This is a genomic window from Kribbella sp. NPDC049174, from assembly GCF_043197365.1.
Classification (GTDB): domain Bacteria; phylum Actinomycetota; class Actinomycetes; order Propionibacteriales; family Kribbellaceae; genus Kribbella.
Genome location: NZ_JBICSZ010000001.1, coordinates 954,013 through 973,165, shown reverse-complemented (window position 1 = coordinate 973,165; position 19,153 = coordinate 954,013). Strand labels below are relative to the sequence as shown.

General features: G+C 68.9%; 14 protein-coding genes and 1 pseudogene. 4 read left to right on the top strand and 11 right to left on the bottom strand.

Annotated elements, in window-relative coordinates; genetic code table 11:
* Nucleotides 1–80: 80 nt before the first annotated feature.
* Complete coding sequence (locus ACGFIF_RS04445) at nt 81–2,246, top strand: MMPL family transporter (protein ID WP_393151338.1); 2,166 nt, start codon at nt 81–83, stop codon at nt 2,244–2,246.
* Between the two features lie 25 nt (nt 2,247–2,271).
* On the opposite strand, the gene ACGFIF_RS04440 is transcribed toward ACGFIF_RS04445, so the two are convergent.
* Together ACGFIF_RS04440 and ACGFIF_RS04435 are read right to left on the bottom strand one after the other, a co-directional pair.
* Nucleotides 2,272–2,466, bottom strand: a complete 195-nt coding sequence (locus tag ACGFIF_RS04440; protein ID WP_360522364.1) for a DUF3046 domain-containing protein — start codon at nt 2,464–2,466, stop codon at nt 2,272–2,274.
* Entirely contained in the window at nt 2,463–3,716 is a 1,254-nt protein-coding gene (locus ACGFIF_RS04435) for an LppM family (lipo)protein (RefSeq protein ID WP_393151335.1), read from the bottom strand. Before ACGFIF_RS04435 ends, ACGFIF_RS04440 begins: the two co-directional genes overlap by 4 nt.
* Before the next feature lie 98 nt (nt 3,717–3,814).
* Between ACGFIF_RS04435 and ACGFIF_RS04430 the strand changes: the two genes are divergently transcribed.
* From ACGFIF_RS04430 to ACGFIF_RS04420, 3 genes are all read left to right on the top strand, one after another.
* A complete protein-coding gene (locus tag ACGFIF_RS04430; RefSeq protein WP_393151333.1) occupies nt 3,815–8,524 on the top strand; it encodes an ATP-dependent helicase in 4,710 nt (1,569 codons plus the stop codon).
* A gap of 3 nt (nt 8,525–8,527) precedes the next feature.
* The gene (locus ACGFIF_RS04425; protein ID WP_393151331.1) at nt 8,528–9,313 is read left to right on the top strand and encodes an Fpg/Nei family DNA glycosylase; all 786 of its coding nucleotides are present in this window, start codon (nt 8,528–8,530) and stop codon (nt 9,311–9,313) included.
* A gap of 167 nt (nt 9,314–9,480) precedes the next feature.
* Nucleotides 9,481–9,942: a DUF4262 domain-containing protein gene (locus ACGFIF_RS04420; RefSeq protein ID WP_393151329.1), complete on the top strand. Its 462-nt coding sequence runs from the start codon at nt 9,481–9,483 to the stop codon at nt 9,940–9,942.
* 155 nt (nt 9,943–10,097) lie between these two features.
* Here the strand turns inward: ACGFIF_RS04420 and ACGFIF_RS04415 are convergent, their stop codons facing one another.
* The 9 genes and pseudogenes from ACGFIF_RS04415 to ACGFIF_RS04375 all read right to left on the bottom strand — a co-directional run bounded on the left by ACGFIF_RS04415 (nt 10,098) and on the right by ACGFIF_RS04375 (nt 19,092).
* Nucleotides 10,098–10,385, bottom strand: coding sequence for a helix-turn-helix domain-containing protein (locus ACGFIF_RS04415; RefSeq protein ID WP_393151327.1), 288 nt, complete (start codon nt 10,383–10,385; stop codon nt 10,098–10,100).
* A 163-nt stretch (nt 10,386–10,548) separates the two neighbouring features.
* Nucleotides 10,549–11,100, bottom strand: a complete 552-nt coding sequence (locus ACGFIF_RS04410) for a CinA family protein (protein WP_393151325.1) — start codon at nt 11,098–11,100, stop codon at nt 10,549–10,551.
* Nucleotides 11,097–11,717: a CDP-diacylglycerol--glycerol-3-phosphate 3-phosphatidyltransferase gene (gene pgsA, locus ACGFIF_RS04405; protein ID WP_393151323.1), complete on the bottom strand. Its 621-nt coding sequence runs from the start codon at nt 11,715–11,717 to the stop codon at nt 11,097–11,099. The genes ACGFIF_RS04410 and pgsA overlap by 4 nt, the downstream gene beginning before the upstream one ends.
* Complete coding sequence (locus ACGFIF_RS04400; protein ID WP_393153633.1) at nt 11,714–13,174, bottom strand: radical SAM protein; 1,461 nt, start codon at nt 13,172–13,174, stop codon at nt 11,714–11,716. The genes pgsA and ACGFIF_RS04400 overlap by 4 nt, the downstream gene beginning before the upstream one ends.
* 6 nt (nt 13,175–13,180) lie before the next feature.
* Nucleotides 13,181–13,483, bottom strand: a pseudogene (locus tag ACGFIF_RS04395) (MiaB/RimO family radical SAM methylthiotransferase); the annotation flags it as partial.
* Between the two features lie 183 nt (nt 13,484–13,666).
* A complete protein-coding gene (locus ACGFIF_RS04390; protein WP_393151321.1) occupies nt 13,667–14,422 on the bottom strand; it encodes a RodZ domain-containing protein in 756 nt (251 codons plus the stop codon).
* A 116-nt stretch (nt 14,423–14,538) separates the two neighbouring features.
* A complete protein-coding gene (locus ACGFIF_RS04385; protein WP_393151319.1) occupies nt 14,539–15,111 on the bottom strand; it encodes a hypothetical protein in 573 nt (190 codons plus the stop codon).
* A 501-nt stretch (nt 15,112–15,612) separates the two neighbouring features.
* Complete coding sequence (locus tag ACGFIF_RS04380) at nt 15,613–18,252, bottom strand: DNA translocase FtsK 4TM domain-containing protein (protein WP_393151317.1); 2,640 nt, start codon at nt 18,250–18,252, stop codon at nt 15,613–15,615.
* A 51-nt stretch (nt 18,253–18,303) separates the two neighbouring features.
* On the bottom strand, nt 18,304–19,092 hold the full coding sequence (locus ACGFIF_RS04375) for a DUF4184 family protein (protein ID WP_393151315.1): 789 nt from the start codon (nt 19,090–19,092) through the stop codon (nt 18,304–18,306).
* Between the last annotated feature and the right edge of the window lie 61 nt (nt 19,093–19,153).

Sequence of the window (19,153 nt, the reverse complement as noted above, 5' to 3'; positions counted from 1 at the left end):
GACGCAGGGTGAGTGCAGTACTACTGCGTGGTCGTTGACCCTGTCCGGGTTCAGCCCGCAGGCTGGATCGGGGGTGCGTCGTGAGCAGTCCGACGTACGGGCGGGCGACCCCTCAAGGGGGCGTGGTTCTGGTGGGCGGAGCAGGACGGCTGGCGGCATTGCCATGCGGCAAGGTGTCCAAGTGGATCGTGCTGGCACTGTGGATCGTCGCGGTGGCGGTGTCCTTCAGTCCGGCGGGGAAGCTGACCGGTGCTCAGGAGAACGATGCGGTGTCCTGGCTGCCCGGGAAGGCCGAGTCCACCGAGGTGCTGAAGGCGACCCAGCAGTTCTCGTCGCCGGACGAGATCCCGGCGGTCCTCGTCTACGAACGTCCGGCCGGCATCACCCCTGCTGACCAGCAAGCGGTCGCTCGCCACGTGGCGCAGTTCGCGCAACTGGAGGATGTCGACCGCGAGGTGATCGGGCCGATCCCGTCGGAGGACGGCAAGGCGCTGCAAGTACTCGTACCGATCAACGCCGGCTCCGGCGGCTGGGAGACGATCGGTGAGCGAGCAGAAGACATCAGGCGGGTGGCAGCCGACCGCCCGGACGGTATGTCGTTCCACGTGACCGGACCCGGTGGCTTCGCAGCTGACTCGCAGGAGGCCTTTGCCGGCATCGACGGCAAGCTGTTGTACTCCGCTGCAGCCGTGGTGATCGTCATCCTGTTGCTGACGTACCGCAGTCCCGTGCTCTGGTTGCTGCCACTGATGTCTGCCGGAGTGGCTCTGTTCGCCGCGCAAGCAGTCATCTACTACCTGGCAACCGAGGCGGACCTGACCGTCAATGCCCAGAGCGCAGGTATTCTCACAGTCCTTGTGTTCGGTGCTGGGACGGACTATGCCCTGCTCCTGGTGGCCCGCTATCGCGAAGAGCTGAGGAGACACGAGGACCGGCACGAGGCCATGGCGTTCGCGCTGCACCGCTCCGGCCCGGCCATCATCGCCTCCGGTTCGACTGTGGTGGCAGGCATGCTCTGCCTGCTGTTCGCCTCGATGAACTCGACCCGTGGCCTCGGTCCGGTCGCAGCGGTCGGCATCGTCGTCGCCCTGGCCGCCATGCTGACCTTGCTGCCTGCTCTGCTGGTCATCTTCGGACGCTGGGTGTTCTGGCCGCTGCGGCCGACGTACGGCTCCGAGGACCACACCGAGACGAGCGTGTGGGGTCGCATCGGCCGACGGATCGCCGTACGACCGCGCCTGACCTGGGTCACCACCACCGTGGTGCTGGCAATCGCTTCACTCGGCATCCTGCGGCTCGACCCGAACGGTCTCAGCAACGAGGAGTCCTTCGTCGGTACGCCGGACTCAGTGGTCGGTGAGAAGGTCCTGGCCGCCCACTTCCCCGCCGGCGCGGGCAACCCGCTGGTTGTGGTGAGCAACGCGGACAAGGCAGCAGAGGTGCGTACGGCGATGGCTTCGACGCAAGGTATCGCCTCCGTCGCCGAACCGCAGGTGGCCGGAGGACTCGCCTACCTCGAGGGGACGATGACGGACGCGGTGGACACCCAGGCCGCGAAGGACACCGTCGACCGGGTCCGGGCCGCGGTGCATGCGGTGCCGGATGCCGACGCGCTGGCCGGCGGCGGAGCCGCGATCCTGCTGGACACGCAGCGAGCCGCCGATCGGGACAACAAGATCATCATCCCCATCGTCCTGGCGGTGGTGTTCCTGATCCTCGCGCTGTTGCTCCGTGCGTTGCTCGCGCCGGTGCTGCTGGTGGCGACGGTCGTGCTGTCGTTCGGCGCCGCGCTGGGCATCAGCGCCTTGTTGTTCGACCAGGTGCTCGGGTTCGGCGGCACGGATGTGTCGCTGCCGCTGTTCGTCTTCGTCTTCTTGGTTGCCTTGGGCATCGACTACAACATCTTCCTGATGACCCGGGTGCACGAGGAAGCGAAGACCCACGGCACCCGGCGCGGCGCGTTGATCGGCGTCGCCGCGACCGGCGGCGTGATCACGTCGGCCGGGCTGGTGCTGGCCGGGACGTTCGCGGTGCTGGCGACGCTGCCGGTGGTCGCGTTCGCCGAGATCGGCATCGCGGTGGCACTCGGGGTCCTGCTCGACACCATCGTGGTCCGCTCGGTGCTGGTGACAGCGCTGAACCTCGACATCGGCCGGCACCTGTGGTGGCCGAGCAAGCTGGCCAAGAAGCGTGATCCGGAACCGATCGAGGAACTGCCGGAGCAGGAGCCGGAGCTGGCCAGGTAGGACGACACTCCCCTACCTGGCGAGGTCAGCGCTCGCTGGGTGGGAGTTGCAGGTGCGCCCAGACGGCGCGCCAGACGGTCTTGGCGTGCTCGCCGTCGGCCAGGGCCTCGACGACCGTGCGGCCGCCGAGCTCCCGGACGACCTGGGTCTCGGCCCAGGTCCGTGCGTAGGCGGGACCGAGATGTTCATCCATCCGCGCCCAGAACTCCGTCAGTCTCATGCCTGCCCGTCGTCATCCTTCGGTGGCTGTCCCCAACCGCCCTGCCCGCCGCCCTGTCCCGGCTGACCCTGCTCGGGCTGACCCTGCCCCGGCTGGCCTTGCTGAGGCGGTGCCGGCGGACGGCCTTGCTGCGGACCCCAACCGCCCTGCTGCTGTTGCCCTGGTTGACCGTAGCCCTCTTGCGGCTGGCCGGGCTGCTGTCCCCAGCCGCCCTGGCCCTGCCCCGGCTGACCCTGCCCTGGCTGGCCCTGCGGAGGCTGACCCTGCTGAGGCGGCTGGCCCGGCGGACCCCACTGGCCCGGCTGAGGCTGTCCAGGGTACTGCGGCTGGCCAGGCTGTCCCGGGTACGGCGCCTGCCCCGGCTGACCGCCCGGACCAGGCTGGCCCTGACCCGGCTGACCGCCGTACTGCCCGGGCTGGCCGCCGTACTGGCCGGGTTGTCCAGGTTGACCGCCGTACTGGCCAGGCTGACCGCCGTACTGACCCGGACCGGACTGCGCGTATCCCTGCTGCCCTGGGTACTGACCCTGCTGGCCGCCGTACTGCGGGCCCCACTGGCCCTGCTGGGGTTGACCCGGGTACTGACCGTATGGCCCGTAGCCCTGCTGGGCCTTGGCCTTGCGACTACGCAGTACGAAGAACACGGCCGCAGCAGCCACCAGCAACAGCAGCACGACGATGAGGATGATCGCCCACGACGGGAAGCTGCTGCCCGCCTCAGAGGTCAGCGACACGTTGCCGAGCTTGTCGAGGCTGTCGTACGTCGCCGTCCGCCCGTCGACCTTGGCACCGTCGTCGTGCTCGAGGATCTTGCCCGGCATGGTGATCTTGAAGTTCACCGTGGGCTGGCTGCCGGACGGCAGGTTGCCGCCGAGGTCCGGCACCTTCACTGTGACCTTGACCTTGTCGCCGTCCTTCTGGAAGCCGACGCCGTCGCCGCTCGAGCTGCCCATCTTGTCGAACGGCACGCTCTCGAACGTGCAGTTGGAACCGACGTACCGATCGTCCTCGAACGCCTTGCAGGTGACCCCGTCGGTGGTGGTCTCCTTGATCCCGTCCTCGATCCGCTCCCGGACCCTGTCGAGCGACTGGCCGCTGGACTCCAGCAGCTGCTTGTCGACCCCGATCTGCATGTTGCCTGAGACGGTCTCGTTCGAGTTGACCTTCAGGTCGGCATCGAGTTTCACGCACCCGGTCAGCGCGACCAGACACGCCCCGACGACGAGCGCAGCGCGTACGCGGTTCATCATGCGGCCGATCATTCCAGACGATGGGGACAACGCCGCCACCGGACGGAAAGCGCCTGGTCAGGAGGCGAAATCCGAAACTGTCGGAGCAACCGGGCAAGATGGGCGACGTGAAGAAGACCAGCGCGTTGAGCCGGTTCTCGCCCGCGACCCGGGCGTGGTTCGGCGACGTCTTCGAGGCGGCCACCCCGGCCCAGCTCGAGGCGTGGGACGCCATCACCGCGGGCCGGGATGCGCTGGTGGTCGCCCCGACCGGTTCGGGCAAGACGCTGGCGGCCTTCCTCTGGGCACTCGACCGGCTGGCCACGGTGCCACCGCCGGACGATCCGAAACTGCGCTGCCGGGTGCTGTACGTGTCACCGCTGAAGGCACTCGCGGTCGATGTCGAGCGCAACCTGCGCGCTCCGCTGATCGGGATCCGCGAGACCGCGCGACGGCTCGGCGAAGCGCCGGTCGACGTCGAGGTCGCGGTCAGGTCGGGTGACACGCCGGCCGGTGAGCGACGACGGTTCGCCACCCGGCCGTCCGACGTACTGATCACCACGCCCGAGTCGCTGTTCCTGTTGCTGACCTCGCAGGGACGCGAGTCGCTGCGAGGCGTGGAGACGGTGATCGTCGACGAGGTCCACGCCGTCGCCGGCACGAAGCGCGGTGCGCACCTGGCGCTGACGCTCGAGCGGCTGGACACCTTGTTGCCGAAGCCGGCGCAGCGGATCGGGCTGTCGGCGACGGTTCGGCCGGTCGAGGAGGTCGCACGCTTCCTCGGTGGCGAGCGGCCGGTGACAGTGGTGCAGCCGAAGTTCACCAAACAGTGGGATCTGAGCGTCGTCGTGCCGGTCGAGGACATGGCCGAGCTGGCAAGTACGGAGGTGGAAACGTCCGGATCGGCTGCCGGCCCACCGCAGCACGCGTCGATCTGGCCGCATGTCGAGGAGCACGTCTTCGACCTCATCGCGCAGCACAAGTCGACGATCGTCTTCGCCAACTCGCGGCGACTGGCCGAGCGGCTGACGGCCCGGCTGAACGAGATAGCCGCCGAGCGGGCCGAGCTGGAGCTGGCCGACGCGGGCTCGCCCGCTCAGGTGATGGCTCAATCCGGCGCATCGCTGGCTGCACCTCCGTTGATCGCGCGAGCGCACCACGGTTCGGTCAGCAAGGAGCAACGGCTACTGATCGAGGCGGATCTGAAGTCCGGCCGGCTGCCGTGCGTAGTGGCGACGAGCAGCCTCGAGCTCGGTATCGACATGGGTGCGGTCGACCTGGTCGTCCAGGTGGAAGCGCCGCCGTCGGTCGCGAGCGGTCTGCAGCGGGTCGGCCGCGCTGGTCACCAGGTCGGTGCGGTGTCGCGGGGTGTGTTGTTCCCGAAGTTCCGCGGCGATCTGATCGACACGGCGGTCGTTGTGCAGCGGATGCGCGACGGACTGATCGAGAGCCTCCACATCCCGGCCAACCCGCTCGACGTGCTGGCCCAGCAGATCGTGTCGATCGTCGCACTGGACACGGTCGATGTCGATGAACTCTTCACGCTGGTACGACGCTGTGCACCGTTCGCGACGTTGCCACGATCGGCGTACGACGGGGTCCTCGACATGCTGTCGGGTCGCTACCCGTCGGACGAGTTCGCCGAGCTGCGACCGCGGATCGTTTTCGACCGGGTGAGTGGGGAGATCTCCGGCCGGCCTGGTGCGCAGCGGCTGGCGGTGACGAGCGGCGGCACGATCCCCGATCGCGGGTTGTTCGGAGTCTTCCTGGTCGGCGAGTCGACGAACCATCGTGTCGGCGAGCTCGACGAGGAGATGGTGTACGAGTCGCGGGTGGGCGACGTGTTCACCCTCGGCGCTTCCAGCTGGCGGATCGAGGACATCACCCACGACCGTGTGCTGGTCTCCCCCGCGCCAGGTCAACCAGGTCGCTTGCCGTTCTGGAAGGGCGATGCGGTGGGCCGACCGGCTGAGCTGGGTGCGGCGACCGGCGCGTTCGTGCGGAAGATGGCGTCGCTACCGACGAGCAAAGCGGTTGAGCGAGCGCGTGCCGCGGGGCTGGACGAGTATGCGGCGAACAACCTGGTCTCATATCTGGCCGAGCAACGCGATGCGACGAGCCGGGTGCCGGATGACGTGACCGTTCTGGTCGAGCGGTTCCGCGACGAGCTCGGCGACTGGCGCGTCTGCGTGCATTCGCCGTACGGCGGCCAGGTGCACGGGCCGTGGGCACTGGCGATCGCGGCGCGGTTGCGCGAGCGGTACGGGATGGATGCGCAGTCTGTCTCGGGTGACGACGGGATCGTGCTGCGGTTGCCGGAGACGGACGAGCCGCCACCGGGTGCCGACCTGGTGCTGTTCGATCCGGCCGAGATCGAGGACCTGATCACCGCGGAGGTCGGTGGCTCGGCTCTGTTCGCCGCGCGGTTCCGCGAGTGCGCGGCGCGAGCGCTGCTGCTGCCGCGGCGGAATCCGGGTCGGCGCTCGCCTTTGTGGCAGCAGCGACAACGGTCGGCACAGCTGCTGAGTGTGGCGAGCAAGTACGGCTCGTTCCCGATCGTGCTCGAGACTTTGCGTGAGGTGCTGCAGGACGTCTATGACCTGCCCGCGCTGAAGGATCTGCTGACTGGGATCAGCGAGCGACGGATCTCGGTGGTCGAGGTCGAGACATCGGAGGCGTCGCCGTTCGCGAAGTCGCTGCTGTTCGGCTACGTGGGCGCGTTCATGTACGAGGGCGACACGCCACTCGCGGAGAAGCGCGCTGCTGCCCTCGCGCTGGACCAGAGCCTGCTCGCCGAGCTCCTCGGGCGGACGGAGTTGCGCGAGCTCCTCGACGCCGAGGTCGTCCTGCGGACCGAGGCGGAGCTGCAACGGCTCGCCGAGGATCGCCGCGCTCGCAATGCCGAAGGGCTGTTCGACGTACTGCGGATGGTCGGTCCGCTGTCCTTGTCCGAAGCATCACAGCGCTGTGTGGACGATGCCGATGCCGAGTCCTGGCTGACCGAGCTGGCGGCAGCGCGTCGGGTCGTGCGCGTGCGGATCGCCGGCGAACACCGGTGGGCCGTGGTCGAGGACGTGGCTCGGCTTCGCGACGCACTCGGCGTACCGCTTCCACCAGGGATCGCGGAGGCGCACGCGGAGCCGGTCGCGGATCCGCTTGGCGACTTGGTGTCCCGCTACGCGCGGACGCACGGGCCGTTCCGTGCGGTCGATCTCGCGACGCACCTTGGCACCGGTGTGGCGGTGGTCACTGATGCGCTGCGGCGGTTGAGTGCGGCGGGGCGGGTCGTCGAGGGCGAGTTCCTGCCCGGCGGTATCGCGATGGAGTGGTGCGACAGCGAGGTTCTCCGGTTGCTGCGGCGCAGGTCGCTGGCCGCGCTGCGCAAGGAGGTCGAGCCTGTCGACCCATCTGCGCTCGCGCGCTTCCTTCCTGCTTGGCAAGGCATCACGAGCAGCCGCGGGCGTGGGTACGACGTACTGCTCGGTGCTGTCGAGCAGTTGGCCGGATGTGCGGTGCCGGCGTCGGCGCTCGAGTCGATCGTGCTGCCGTCGCGGGTGCCCGGGTATCAGCCGTCGATGCTGGATGAGTTGACCTCCACCGGCGAGATCGTGTGGGCGGGTTCGGGCTCGTTGCCCGGGACGGACGGTTGGGTGTCGTTGCATCTCGCGGACAACTGCGATCTGACGTTGCCCGATCCGGATCCGGCGTTCGAGCTCGGCGAGACGCATCAGGCCGTGCTCGACGCATTGTCGGGTGGCGGTGCGTTCTTCTTCCGCCAACTCAGCGACGTCGTCGGAGCGGCCGCTGGTGTGGTGGACGACGAGACGCTTGTCAGTGTGCTGTGGGATCTCGTCTGGGCCGGTCATCTGACGAACGACACACTCGCGCCGGTCCGGTCGCTCGTCGGCGGTGGCCGCGGCAGTCATCGGACCCGCCGTACGACGCCACGCGCACGACCGGGTCGTTCGATGCGTCCGGGGCGGCCGGCGATGCCGGCTCGGAGCGGACCGCCGACGGCCGGTGGGCGATGGTCGTTGCTTCCAGCCCGTAATCCGGATGCGACTCGGCGGGCTCATGCGGCGGCGGAGACACTGCTTGATCGGTATGGGATCGTCACGCGAGGGTCGGTGATCACTGAGCGGACGCCGGGTGGGTTCGCGGCTGTGTACAAGGTGCTGAGCGCGTTCGAGGAGTCGGGACGGTGTCGGCGCGGGTACTTCGTGGCCGGGCTTGGGGCGGCGCAGTTCGCGTTGCCTGGAGCGGTTGATCGGTTGCGGGCGATGGCGGAGTTGCCTGGCTCGGTCGGTGGCTCCTCGACTGGTGCTGGGCCTGGGCCGGGCGGTGGGGCTGGATCTGGGCTGGGCAAAGGCGCTGGATCTGGGGCGGGTGGCGCTCGACCTGGTGCTGGGCCTGGTCGGATCGGTGGTGCGGGGCGCGGGCGGCGTGATGAGGAGCCGGCGGCGCGGGCCGTCGTACTCGCGGCTTCTGATCCGGCGAATCCGTACGGCGCTGCGCTGCCGTGGCCAGAGCGTGAGAGTGCGGGCGGGCATCGGCCCGGGCGGAAGGCTGGAGCGCTGGTGATGCTGGTGGACGGGCAGTTGATCGTGTACGTCGAGCGAGGTGGGCGGACCGTGCTCAGCTTCACCGAGGACCCCGACCTGCTGCAGCCGGCTGTCGATGCGCTCGCCCTCGCGATCAGGGACGGTCAGCTCGGCAAGCTGAGTGTCGAGACGGCCGACGGCGAGCAGGTCCGGCACACGGCGTTCGGCGATGCGCTGGCGAAGGCGGGGTTCCACGCGACGCCGCGGGGATTGCGATTGCGGGCCTGAGTCATGCCTGAAGGGGACACCGTTTGGCGGGCGTGCAAGCGGCTTGATCAGGCACTTGGCGGGCAAGAGCTGCTCCGGACCGACTTTCGCGTGCCCGCGTTGGCAACGACGGACCTCAGCGGCCGGACGGTCCTGGAGGTCATTGCGCGTGGCAAGCATCTGCTCATGCGGGTGTCCGGCGGACTGACCGTGCACAGTCATTTCCGGATGGACGGCAGTTGGCATCTGTACCGACCGGGTGAGCGTTGGCGAGGTGGACCAGACCACCAAGTCCGCGCGGTGCTGGAGACGGCGTCCTGGATAGCGGTTGGCTACCGGCTGCCGGTGCTCGAACTGGTCGCGACCGACGCCGAGGAGAGCGTCGTCGGGCATCTCGGGCCGGACCTGCTGTCGCCGTCGTTCGACCGTGAGCAGGCGATCGCCAACGTCGAGGCCGAGCCGGAGCGGACGATCAGTGAGGCGCTCCTGGACCAGCGGAACCTCGCCGGGATCGGGAACTTCTACCGCACCGAGATCTGTTTCCTGCTCGGTCTCCATCCGTGGCGAGCGGTCTCGTCAGTCGACGTGGCCGCGGCTGTCGATCTGAGCCGGCGGCTGATGAAAGCCAACCTACGGAACGGCACGCAAGTGAGCACCGGTGTCGACCGGCCGGGGCAGCGTTCGTGGGTGTTCGAACGGGGTGGCAAGGCGTGCCGTCGCTGCGGCACGACGATCCGCACCGCGACCATCGGCGAACCACCGCGGGACCGCGTCACGTACTGGTGCCCATCCTGCCAGCCCGAGAGCTGACCCGGAGACCCACAGCCTCGGAACTGGCCCGCCTTGACCTGAGCAGCCTGGGTTGGACCGACGGCGGGTGCGCCTGGAACTGGGCTGTGGACAAGCGCAGTGACGGGGTGGAACGCGGATATCTTCTCTGACGTATCGAACATCTGTTCGAGCGAGAGGAGAGGTTCATGTGTGACCTGTGCGGCGGGCTGACCGACGAGCAGTACTCGCAGCGCCTGGAGCGGAACATCCTGACCTACGGCTGGACCATGCAGTTCGTGGCGGGCGAAGGCGTACGCAATCCCGCCTTCGGGTACACGCTCGGCCTCAGCCTGTACGACCACCCGGAGATCATCGCCTTCGACCCCGACCCGGACTGGGTGTACCTCGGTGTCAAACCGCTGGCGTGGGCGGTGCAGAGCGGTGAGGTGTTCGACGAGGGCGACGACCTCACGGCGTACTTCCCGCCACCGGAACGGGCGGAGTTGCTCCGCTTCCCCGACTCGGCAACGCACCTGTTCACGGCGAACAGCATGTTCAGGCAGCCCGGGGAGCCTCCGATCCCGGCGTTGCAGCTGATCTGGCCGAGCCGGAACGGACTGATCCAGGCAGCCGTGGCAGCCACGTCACGCAAAGAGGATGACCGATGACGCGCCCGGCTGCGGCCCTACTGACCGATTCGGCCGACTTGTCCGCTCGCCTGGTTCTGGACGCCGGTCCTCATAACTCGGTTGGCCCGCTCAGCGACGACAGCCCGGCCGGTAGCTCAGCCTGCTCTCGCGTGGCTGACCGTCAGACGGCTCGATCAGGCGGCGGAGGCGACCTCAGGCTCGATGGTCGGGTGCGTCAGGACCAGCGCCTCTTCACGGGCCAGGTCCTCGCTGACCTCGGCGAAGATCGTCGACAACGGGACGTCCAGCGCCATGCAGATCGCCGCGAGCAGCTCGCTCGAGGCCTCCTTCTGGCCGCGCTCGACCTCGGACAGGTAGCCCAGACTCACTCGCGCATCAGCGGAGACCTCGCGGAGGGTGCGCCCCTGGCGCAGCCGCTTACGCCGCAGGACGTCGCCCAGCAGGCCACGAACCAGCACCATGAGGTTTCTCCCTTCCGCCTGTCCGGTCGTCTCTACTCGCACGGTAGCTCGACCGTAGGAACCAACGGTACCCGTTGCTGGGTCACTACTCCTCGCAATGTCCACCTTCGGTGCGCCGTGCCAGTCTGCCCTACCTGTCGCCATGCTGGTCTCAACACCCCGGTCAGTCGAGTTCTTCCGCCACCAGAGCCGTGGCAAGTTCCAGAACGGCTTGCACACTCCCCCTGCGGATGGCTGTCCGATCCCCGCTCAGTTCTAGCTTGCGCACTTCGACCCCGTCTGGTCCAGCGGCTGCGACGTACACAGTTCCGGCCGACACCCCAGCCTGCGGGTCCGGGCCGGCCACACCGGTCGTGGCGAGCCCGTAAGTGGCGTCCAGGCGCTCCCGTACGCCGGTGGCCAGTGCTGCAGCTGTGTCCGGGTGAACCGGCCCCACAGCGGCCAGGAGGTCGTCAGGCACGCCTGCAAGCTTTGCCTTCAGGTCAGTCGCGTACACGACCACACCACCGCGGTAGACGGCGGAGACCCCCGGTACGTCGGTCAACGCCGCGCCGACCATCCCACCGGTGAGCGACTCCGCCGTAGCGAGCGTCTCCCCCCGACGCTTGAGTAACCCAACCAACCGCTCCAGCACCACCTCAAGTTCACGCCCACCACCAACCAGCTCATCACTTTCGGCCGAGGACTTGGAGGCGGCCGCTGGGCCTGAAGTCATGGGAGGGGACGTTTGGCGGCGGCGCGGAGGCGGAGGGCTCGGCCGACGTAGTCGATACCGGTGACGATGGTCACGATCACGGCGGCGCCCATGAATGCGACGGCGGCCCAGTGGATGATCGCCACCGACTGCCACGGAAGGAGGTAGAGACCCAGTGCGATCGCCTGCAGGACGGTCTTCAGCTTGCCGCCGCGGCTGGCCGGCATCACGCCGTGGCGGATCACCCAGAACCGCAGCAGAGTCACGCCCCACTCACGGACCATCACCACCACGGTGACCCACCACGGCAGTTCGCCGAGGATGGACAAGCCGATGAACGCCGCTCCGGTGAGCGCCTTGTCTGCGATCGGGTCAGCGATCTTGCCGAAGTTCGTGACCATGTTCCAGCGGCGCGCGATGTCGCCGTCGAACCGGTCGGTGACGATCGCGACCACGAACGCGGCGGTGGCGAGCAGCCGGTTGCCGTCGTCGGTGCCACCGTCCCGCAGCAGCAGCCAGACGAACAGCGGGACCAGGATCAGCCGCAAGACCGTGAGCGCGTTGGCCACGTTCCACGCGCTGGGCGCGCTGAGCGGACCGGCTGCGTGCGGCACCGGGTTCGTCGGCGGGTTGGTCACGCGGTCAGGTTAGCTGCCGGACGGCCGTCCCGGGTGATCTCGAGTGCCGCGAACTCGGCGATCAGGTCCACTCCATCGCTCCCGACCACCTTCGCCGACACCAGATCACCCACTCGTACTCCGTCCGGAAGCCCAGTTACGGAGGTCGACCCATCCACCTCCGGCCCCTGATGGGCAGCCCGCCCCTCGGCGGTCGCACCCTCGACGCCATCGGCACCCGCAGCGTCGATGGACTCGACGAGGACCTCGAGGAGTTCGCCGATGCGGGATTCGGCACGGGCGGAGGTGAGGTCTTCGGCGAGGCGGGTGACCCGGTCCAGGCGGGCGGCGATGGTGTCCTCGTCGAGCTTGCCGTCGTACGTCTCGGCCTCGGTGCCGTCCTCGTCCGAGTAGCCGAACACACCGATCGCGTCGAGACCGGCGCGGGAAAGGAAGTCACACAGGATGTCGACGTCTTCCTCGGTCTCCCCCGGGAAGCCGACGATCACATTGCTGCGAATGCCCGCCGACGGTGCGGCCGCGCGGACCTGGGCGATGAGTTCCAGGAAGCGCTCGGCGTCGCCGAAGCGGCGCATGCGGCGGAGCAGCGGGCCGGAGGCGTGCTGGAACGAGAGGTCGAAGTACGGGACCACGCCAGGGGTCGACGCCATCGCGGTGATCAGGGTCGGGCGCATCTCCGCGGGCTGCAGGTACGAGACCCGGACCCGGGTGATGCCTGGCACCTCGGCGATCTCGCCGACGAGCGTTTCGAGCAGGCGCAGGTCGCCGAGGTCCTTGCCGTACGAGGTGGAGTTCTCGGAGACGAGGAAGAGTTCGCGTACGCCGTTCTCCGCGAGCCAGTGCGCCTCGCCCAGTACCTCGGTCGGGCGGCGCGAGACGAACGCACCACGGAACATCGGGATCGCGCAGAACGCACACCGCCGGTCGCACCCGGATGCCAGCTTCAACGGCGCCATCGGGCCGCCGTCCAGCCGACGCCGCATGACCCGCGGACCGCTCGCCGGGGCCGAGGTCAGGTCAGGCGCTTCGATCTTCAGCTCGAGGCCGCTCCCAGAGCCCGCGTCGGCCGATGCACCGTCACGCCTCGCCGCGGCCGACGGGCCGCTGAGCACACTCGCAGGGCCTGTCGCGAGGCCGCCAGCTGCCGGGGTCCCGACCGCTGCGCCGTTGGCGCCCCCTGCCGCGGTCCCGGTCGGTTGGGTGGCGGAAGCGCCGTTGGGTGGTGTGTCTGGGTGGCCGGGTGGGGTGGGTGCGCCTGGGGTCGTCCTGCCCTTGAGTTGCTGTGGGATGTGGTCGCCGTGGCCGGGGATGACTACGCCGGGGCTGTTGGCGCGGTCGGCGGGGGCCAGTGGGAGGAGCTTGCGGCGGTCGCGGGGGACGTGGGGCTGGTGCTTGGTGCCGGAGAGGATCGAGCGGAGGCGGTCCGAGATGTCCGCGTAGTCGTCGAAGCTGAGCACCGCGTCGGTTTCGGGGAGGGCTTCGGCGAGCTGTTCGCCGTACCGCTCGGCGAGGCAGCCGACTGCGACGACGGCCTGGGTGCGGCCGGCTTCCTTGTAGTCGGCGGCCGCGAGGAGCGTGTCGACGGAGTCCTTCTTGGCGGCTTCGACGAACCCACAGGTGTTCACCACCACGGTGTCTGCTTCGGCGGCGTCCTCGACCAACCGGAATCCACCGGCTTCGAGCCGGCCGGCCAGTTCCTCGGAGTCGACATCGTTGCGAGCACAGCCCAGCGTGACCAGGGCGACGGTGGTGGGTGTCGTAGTCATCACCCCGAGTATGACGCGCCGCCCACTTTCCCACCTAACTCACCGCCACATCTCACACGCCTCTACACGCGGTCCTGGCGGTACCGGCTGTGGGTGTTGGAGTACAAGCCAGCGGTCGGTCTCAACCGGGAGCCGTGATGGGTGGCAGGCCGACAAAACTGGCTGTTGGGCAGGTGGGTGGGGCTACTCGGGTTTGGTGAGGGTGCCGTTGGGGTGGGCGGTGAAGCGGTAGAGCTTGGTGGAGTGGGTGTGGCCGTTGACGGTGATGGAGAGGTTGGCGGGGACGCCTACGGAGACGCGGATGTCGCCGGTGGCGGTGATGGTTTGGGTGGTGCCGGTGCCGAGGAGGCCCTGGAAGAGGCGCTTGCCCTTCTTGTCCCGGACGGTGACGTAGGAGCCGTCGCCCTTGGCGTGCAGGGTGAGCTTGGTCTTGGTCGGGACCGGGGGTTTGGCAGGCTTGCTGGTGGTGGGTTTGGTGGTTGGCGTGGGGGTCGCCTTGGGGGTCACGGTGGTGACGACCGGCGTCGCGGCGGCGGTCTTGGAGGCGTTCGCCTCGACGTCGCTGGGCACGGTGAAGAGGCGGACCATGCCCCAGCCCATCAGGCCGACCAGGATCGCGCCGACCACGACGGCCCAGCGCGGGCGGGCCGGGTGGAGGGTCGGGCCCTTGATCGCGGCACGTTCCTCGCGGCGGGACTTGTCCTCCTCGACGGCGTGCTCGGCGTCGAAGGTGGCGAGTAGTGGCGCCGGGTCGGCCTTCACCACGCGAGCGATCGCGCGGATGTGACCGCGGGCGTAGAAGTTGCCACCGCAGCGGGAGAAGTCGTCGGCCTCCATGGCGACGAGCAGGCCGGTTCTGATCCGGGTTGCGGCGCTCAACTGCTCGATCGTCATGTCGGCCCGTTCGCGGGCCGCCGTGAGCTCGCTGCCGATGCTCACGTCCCCACCGTCCTCTCCATCGCCCGACTATTTGGCGGACCGTCGACATCGAATCGCCGGCGGCTGGACCGTCGACATCAACTCAACGGCCTTGGTGCGACGGGGTCACGGACGAGTCAGAGTTGTTCCCTGACCGGACACCTGGCATCCGCCAGCATATGCAGAGCCTGCACCACTTCCCCGTCCGACGGCCGGGCCGTCAACCCGAACGGTACCGCGAGCGACGAGCCGGTCAACCGACGGTTCGCATCAGTTGTCTTGCGAGTCGAACTCGGCATCGCGCCCAGGATCGGGCCCGGATCCTGCAGATGGACGGCGATCCTGCCGTCGTCCAGCAGGTGCCGGCGCTTCAGCACCGTCACCTGGTCGATGTCCTCCCAACGGGTTCCGATCCACTCGCTGCCGATCCGCAGCCGGATCCCGACGTCGTCGGCCACCAGCATGTCCCCGACCGTCAGTGCTCGCGCGCAGACCAGCGCCAGTACGGCGAACGCGGCTGCGGCGATCCAGCGCAGTACGCCGGTCGGACTGGTGGATGCGGACGCGGCGAAGCCGACGGCGACCAGCGCGGAGCCGAGGGCGAGCCCGCCGTGCACCTTCTGGGAGGCATGCACGGTGAACGGTACGGGCTCAGGTTCAAGCTCGAAGCGGTCTTCCCTGGGCTGAGCACTAGCAGCAGTCACAGTCATACTCCTTGCCCAATCAGCGGCCGCCCAATCAGGCGGGAGTCGGCGCCATCCGGCCGTTCCGCGGCTGAGCGGAGGACGGCGGCGCCGGAGTGCTGTGGGGCGGGACGGAACCGGTACGGGTGCTGTGGGGCGGGAAGGTGCTGGCGAGATGAGGCGGGGTTGATGGCGCTGCACGGCGACTCCGCGGCTGAGCCGAGGGCGGTGGCGCCGGAGTGCTGCGGGGCGGGAAGCATCCGATCCCGGTGCTGCGGGGCGGAAGGGAACCGGTGCTGACAGAGTGCGGCGGGAAGCAACCGGTCCTGGTGCTGTGAGGCGAGAAGGAGCCGGCGCTGAGGGCGTGGGGCGGGAAAGTACCGGTCCTGCTGGGGTGGAACTGGGAGGTCCTGGTGGGGTGCGGCGCGAAGGTGCCGGTGGGATGGGGCAGGGGTGACGGCACCTAGGGGCGGGACGGCGGGTGCGATGGGGGCCTCGGGGTTGCGGGGCTTCCAAGGGGTGGGCACGTCACTCTCCTCGCAGGGTGGCGATGAAGTCCTCTAGGTCGTCGGGTTTCACCAGTACGTCGCGGGCCTTGGAACCCTCGCTCGGTCCGACCACGCCCCGGCTCTCCAGGATGTCCATCAGCCGGCCCGCCTTGGCGAAACCGACCCGGAGCTTACGCTGCAGCATCGACGTGGAGCCGAACTGCGTGGAAACGATCAGTTCGGCCGCCTGCACGACCAGGTCGAGGTCGTCGCCGATCTCGTCGTCGAGGTCCTTGCTCGGCCCGGCCACGGCGGTGACGTCCTCGCGGTACGTCGGCTGCAGCTGCTCCTTGCAGTGTTCGACGATCGCGTGGATCTCGTTCTCGGTAACCCAGGCACCCTGGATACGCATCGGCTTGCTCGCGCCCATCGGCAGGAACAGGCCATCGCCCTGGCCGACCAGCTTCTCCGCACCCGGCTGATCCAGGATGACCCGGCTGTCGGCGAGCGACGAGGTGGCGAACGCCAGCCTCGACGGGACGTTCGCCTTGATCAGACCGGTGACGACGTCCACCGACGGTCGCTGGGTGGCCAGCACCAGGTGGATACCGGCCGCACGGGCGAGCTGGGTGATCCGGACGATCGAGTCCTCGACGTCGCGCGGGGCGACCATCATCAGGTCGGCGAGCTCGTCGACGATCACCAGCAGGTACGGGTACGGCGTCAGCACGCGCTCACTGCCCGGCGGTGGCTTCACCTTGCCGCCACGGACCGCCTTGTTGAAGTCGTCGACGTGCCGGAACCCGAACGCGGCCAGGTCGTCGTACCGCATGTCCATCTCGCGGACGACCCACTGCAGCGCCTCGGCCGCCTTCTTGGCGTTGGTGATGATCGGCGTGATCAGGTGCGGGATGCCCTCGTAGCTGTTCAGCTCGACCCGCTTGGGGTCGACCAGGATCATCCGCACCTCGTCCGGCGTGGCCCGCATCAGGATCGAGGTGATCAGCGAGTTGACGAACACCGACTTGCCCGAACCGGTCGCACCCGCGACCAGCAGGTGCGGCATCTTCGCCATGTTCGCGACCACGAAGCCGCCTTCGACGTCCTTGCCGAGGCCGGCCACCATCGGGTGATGGTCGTTGCGAGCCGTTGCGCTCCGAATGACGTCGCCGAGGCTGACGATCTCCTTGTCGGTGTTCGGGATCTCGATGCCGATCGCGGACTTGCCCGGGATCGGCGACAGGATCCGCACGTCGGCCGAGGCCACCGCGTACGCGATGTTCTTGCTCAGGGCGGTGACCTTCTCGACCTTCACCGCCGAGCCGAGCTCGACCTCGTATCGGGTGACCGTCGGTCCACGGGTGTAGCCGGTGATCTGTGCGTCGATGCCGAACTGCTCGAACACCTCGGTCAGCCGGTCGACCACCGCATCGGACGCCTTGGTCCGGGCCTTGTGGACCGAGCCCGGCTTGAGCATCTGCCCGTCGGGCAGCGTGTACGTGATGTCGCCGGACAGGCTGAGCTGCTCGACCCGCTGCGGGATCGGCGTGTGCGGAGGCGGCTCGGCCGCGGGCTCCGACTTGCTGGGACCGCCGCCGGCACCGGCGGCGATGCCGGGACCCGTAGCCCCGGCTCCAGCGGCCGCATCCGTGTCGACGTCGTACGCGTCCTCTTCGGGGACAGCGGCGGCCTTGGACTTGCGGCCACGCTTGGTGAGCTCACGCCCCTCGAGCACCGGCGAGTCGTACGGCTTGATGGTGGGCTCGCCGTCCTCATCCAGAGCGGCGGCTGCCTTGGCCCGACGCTCCTTGCGGGTCAGTCGCACGGTGTCGTCGGTCGGTGCGGCCACGACGGACGGTGCGTCCTCGGGCAGCGCCGTACGTCCCATCAGTACGTCGAACGCCGCGCGGACGCGGAGTGGGATCGCGTAGACCGGCGTACCGGTGATCACCAGAGCGCCGAAGATCGACAGCAGCACCAGCAGCGGTGCGGCCACGTACTGAGTCAGCAGGTCGGACAGGAGTGAGGAGACGACGTACCCGATGGCGCCACCGGCGTCCTGGAGCGGAGCGTCGGCCGGGTTGCCGGGACGCGGTAGGCCGTTGGCGATGTGGACCAGGCCGAGCACGCCGAGCGAGACGGCGGTCCAGCCGATCACCTGCCGGCCGGCCGGGCCGTTGCGGTCCGGGTGGCGCAGAGTGCGCAGCGCGATGAACAGGAGCATCAGCGGGACGGCCCAGCCGAGCATGCCGACGCTGCCGCCGACGACGGTCCGGATGCCCTTGCCGACAGCCCCCGGGAGGTCCCACCAGATGGCGGCGGCCACCACGACCGCCAGGCCGATCAGGAACAGGCCACCGCCGTCGCGGCGGTGCTCGGGGTCGAGGTCGCGGGCGCCGTTGCCGATCCCGCGGACCATGCTGCCGAGCAGGTGCGCGATCCCGATCCAGATCTTCACGATGCCGCGCCCGACGGCGATCATGGCGGCCGCGAACGGGCCCGGTCCGCTGTTTTTGGGCGTGCTGGTCCGCGCGGCGGTGGATCCACCGCGCTTCGCGCTCTGCCCACGCTTCTGGGCGCCTGACGGACGGGAGCGTCCACCAGCAGCCGACCGTGCCGTACTCGGCCGGTTGGCTGCCGACTTCTGCGCCCGCGCCGGGGAAGACGTGCGGGTCGCCATGCTTAGCAGGCTACCCCGATTACCTCTCGAGTCACACGTGTCACACGCCGATCACACTGCCCCATCCGTAGCGTCACGGCGCCGCCACCGGACTAAATGCCAAACCGCGACGTACCACCCGACGGCCGCCAGTCCGCCGAAGACGAGACCTGTCAGCACCAGTCGTACGGCGGTCTCGCCGGCCAGGTCGTCGGCCCCGCTCAACTGAACGGAGGCTCCGGCCACACCCAGGGCAAGCACTCCGGCGAGTACGACGTACCGCACCCAAGGCGGGACCTGGTTCGTCGGGTTCACCGGCGAGGTGCGCCGGTACCAGCGGCAGAGCCAGATGGCGAGGATCACACAGCCGACGACGGTGCTGACGTACTGGAGGATCCGGTTGACGTCCCAGGTCGCGGTCACCTCGGCGCGGAAGAAGTCGGGGAAACGCCGGACGAAGTAGCCGTCGCCGTGGGTGAACGAGTCCCAGAGCACGTGAGTGAAGGCGCCGAGGATGGCGGAGATCACGGTCCAGACGAGGACGGTGGGCGTTGGGCGTGGTGGTGCCGGGAAGCGGCTGGCAAGGCTTGGTGGTGCCAGGGCCGCGAGTGGCCGCCTGACGACCAGATGGAAGGCTGCCAGCAGGATCAGCGCGATCGCGGGGTCGAGCCAGAACGCCGACGAGAACTTGTGGGTGAGCGTCAGGGTCAGGTTGCCATGGATCTGCTGGGTGGCGAGGTGGTAGATCGGGTCCAGGTACAGCAGGTCGGGCGCCACAGCTCCTGCCACCAAGGCCGATGCGATCAGCGGGCGCCGGATGAGGGGCAGGACCGCGGCGGGGTGGGCGAGCGTGAACGGCATGGCCAGGGCCTAGGAGACCAGGAGGTCGTCGCCTTAGGCAACAATCCGGACGAGGCGCCGG